This is a genomic window from Vibrio sp. Vb1554, assembly GCF_033344235.1.
This window is the reverse complement of record NZ_JAWPOJ010000235.1, coordinates 1-1,289: the sequence shown is the minus strand read 5'-3', so window position 1 is coordinate 1,289 and position 1,289 is coordinate 1. Positions and strand designations below refer to the sequence as shown.

Genomic DNA, 1,289 nt, shown 5'->3' with positions numbered 1-1,289 from the left:
ATCATCGATAACGAAGGCCGAGATGAAACTCTAATGCTGGAAGGCGTTGAGTATAAAAAATTGTCAGAATCGCCGCAGGCTACTCGAGTGCAAGCTGCACAGAAAGAACCTGCGTCAGACGTGAGTGACAAACTAGAGCAAATCCGAGAGGAGATTGCGAAAGATCCACAGAGTGTCTTTAAATACATCACCATTTCTCCAGTGAAAAAAGACGACGCCATTATTGGCTACCGAGTTTCTCCGGGTCGTGATGCGGCGTTATTTAATGATGTGGGTCTAGAACCTGGTGATATTGCGGTGCAACTTAATGGGATCGATTTAAGTGACCCGTCTTCTTCAGTACAACTGATGCAAGTGATGAGCGATCCGCAAGAACTGAATTTGACTGTTGAGCGAGATGGTCAGCAGTACGACATCTATATCCAATTGTAATACTTAGGCAACCAGCGTAAGTTCAGGGAGACATACGTGAAACATTGGTTTAGCAAAAGTGCTTGGTTACTGGCAGGGAGTCTACTCTGCGTTCCAGGCGCGATGGCAAATGAATTTAGTGCGAGTTTCAAAGGCACTGACATTCAAGAATTCATCAACATTGTTGGTCGTAACTTAGAAAAGACCATCATCGTTGACCCTTCGGTGCGCGGTAAAATCGACGTTCGCAGCTACGACGTGTTAAACGAAGAGCAATATTACAGCTTCTTCCTTAACGTGTTGGAAGTGTACGGCTATGCAGTCGTAGAAATGGACAACGGCGTACTCAAAGTCCTCAAAGCAAAAGACTCTAAGACCTCTGCAATCCCTGTTATGGGTGATGGCAGCGCAAAAGGCGATAGCGTCATCACTCGTGTGGTTGCTGTGCGAAATGTCTCTGTTCGTGAATTGTCACCGCTATTGCGCCAGCTGATTGATAACGCTGGGGCGGGTAACGTGGTTCATTACGATCCAGCCAACATCATCCTGATCACCGGTCGTGCAGCGGTAGTAAACCGTCTAGCAGAAATCATCAAACGCGTTGACCAAGCTGGTGACAAAGAGATCGAGCTAGTAGAGCTTCGCAATGCCTCGGCTGCTGAAATGGTTCGTATCGTAGAGGCCCTGAACAAAACGACCAACCAAAAGAGTACGCCTGAGTTTCTTGAGCCAAAAATCGTCGCGGATGAGCGTACGAACTCGATCCTGATTTCTGGCGATCCGAAAGTACGTGCACGCCTGAAACGTTTGATTCGTCAACTTGACGTAGAAATGGCAACGAAAGGTAACAACCGAGTGGTTTACCTTAAGTATGCAAA

Annotated in this window: 2 protein-coding genes; both read left to right on the top strand. The window is 46.9% G+C overall.

Features of this window, described 5'->3' with window-relative positions; translation table 11 throughout:
• Positions 1-432, top strand: a 432-nt coding sequence (gspC, locus tag R8N28_RS25255; protein WP_318183667.1) for a type II secretion system protein GspC, incomplete at its 5' end; no start/stop codon positions are given.
• 36 nt (positions 433-468) lie between these two features.
• Positions 469-1,289, top strand: an 821-nt coding sequence (locus tag R8N28_RS25250; protein WP_318183666.1) for a secretin N-terminal domain-containing protein, incomplete at its 3' end; no start/stop codon positions are given.